Origin of the sequence: Catenibacterium sp. co_0103, from assembly GCF_004168205.1 — a bacterium.
GTDB classification, from domain to species: Bacteria; Bacillota_I; Bacilli_A; order Erysipelotrichales; family Coprobacillaceae; genus Catenibacterium; species Catenibacterium mitsuoka_A.
Map to the genome: position 1 here is coordinate 1 of NZ_RCYB01000200.1, position 1,339 is coordinate 1,339.

The 1,339-nt window shown below is 32.2% G+C and carries 1 protein-coding gene; it reads left to right on the forward strand.

The annotated features are described in order from the left end of the window. Positions 1 to 51: 51 nt before the first annotated feature. Complete coding sequence (locus EAI80_RS13120; RefSeq protein ID WP_129982387.1) at positions 52 to 1,188, forward strand: IS110 family transposase; 1,137 nt, start codon at positions 52 to 54, stop codon at positions 1,186 to 1,188. Positions 1,189 to 1,339 lie beyond the last annotated feature (151 nt).

Here is a 1,339-nt window from a genome sequence, read left to right on the forward strand (position 1 = left end):
AAAAATTCATAGTATTGTGGGATTACCGCAAACAAATAAGGAGGGTTACCTATGAATAGAATAATAAAAATTGGGATGGATGTCCATACTACAAACTACACTTTATGCATTTTTGAGCCATCTTTTGAACATAATGGTACAGTTCACTGTATTACACAGGTAAAACCTGAAATTAAAAAGATCATTCATGTTATTGAAACTTTTAAAAAGAAACACGAAAATGAAGAACTAAATATTGTATGTGGCTATGAAGCAGGATGTCTGGGATATTCTTTATATCATGAATTAAAAGAGAAAGGTGTGGAATGTGTTATCCTGGCTCCAACAACCATGAAAACTGAAAAAGGTGGAAGAAAACTTAAGAACGATTATCGTGATGCCAAGATGATTGCGGAATGTTTGGCTTATGGTGGATATTCTGCCGTACATGTTCCTACCGAACTTGACAATTCAGTAAAAGAGTTTATTCGTATGAGAGATGATATAAAAGAAAACTTAAAAAGCATTAAGCAACAAATAATTGCGTTTTTAACACGCAATGGTAAACAATTCGAAGGAAAAAGTTACTGGACAAGAAAACATATTGATTGGATAAATACAGTTTCTTTTAGTGAACCATTACTTCAAGATACATTGAAAGAATATATGATTGAATATAATCATCTAAGCGATCGTGTAGAGACTTTAGACAGACAAATTGAAGAAATATCATTAAAAGAAGAATATGTAGAAAAAGTGCAACAGCTGCAATGTTTGATTGGCATTAAAACGCATACTGCACTATCTTTAATCGTGGAAACAAGTGATTTCAATCGTTTTAAAAAAGGAAACATGTATTCGGCATATTTAGGCTTGATTCCTGGAGATGACTCATCAGGAGGTCATGAAAAGAAGCTTGGAATCACCAAAGCAGGGAATAATCACTTAAGAAGATTACTGGTTGAAGCAGCACAAGGTTATACACGAGGAAGAGTAGGATTTAAATCAAAAGATTTGAAATCAAGACAGGAAAAATGCAGCAGTGAAGTAGTAGCATATGCGGATAAAGCCAATGAAAGATTGAGAAGAAAATACTATCGAATGATTTTGCGAGGTAAAAAATATAATGTAGCTAAAACAGCTATCGCAAGAGAACTTGCATGCTTTATATGGGGTATTATGACAGATCATATTGATTTATGTAGTTGATTATAAAAGGACTTAAACTTATTAGACAACATTTTTGATTGTCGTTAATAAAATTAATATTTAGTAAAAAAAGAATTGAGGCTATTGGACAGGAAATCTCTATAAGAAGATGGTTAAAGTTATTCAAGACTAATCTATGTAGACACTTCTT